The sequence below is a fragment of the Sphingobacterium phlebotomi genome (assembly GCF_008180195.1).
Taxonomy (GTDB): domain Bacteria; phylum Bacteroidota; class Bacteroidia; order Sphingobacteriales; family Sphingobacteriaceae; genus Sphingobacterium; species Sphingobacterium phlebotomi.
Window position 1 is genome coordinate 1 of record NZ_VTAV01000056.1, and the last position, 284, is coordinate 284.

Below are 284 nucleotides of genomic sequence, written 5' to 3' on the forward strand. Positions count from 1 at the left end.
GGCTGCTCGATCAGCTGGCTGCCTTGGTACACATTGCCGTCCACATACCAGGTTGTCACGTTCTGCAGATGGTCCTGTTTCTTAATGCGGTTGCCGTTCTCGTCGTAGGCAAAGCTCAGTATCAGATTGGTCCTAGCGGCATTGCTGTATATTTTGGTGACCTTACCATAAGCATCATACTCCAGATATTTGCCCATCGTACCTTTGATTTCACTGCTCAGCTGCCCGAGGTCATCGTAGGTGTAGGAGGCATAGTTCGATACGGATGCCAACCGGTTGGTGTT

At 50.4% G+C, this 284-nt stretch carries 1 protein-coding gene; it reads right to left on the reverse strand.

What is annotated here, in order from left to right; all coding sequences use genetic code 11:
* On the reverse strand, window positions 1-284 hold a 284-nt coding region (locus tag FXV77_RS22275; protein WP_187444225.1), incomplete at both ends, for a hypothetical protein.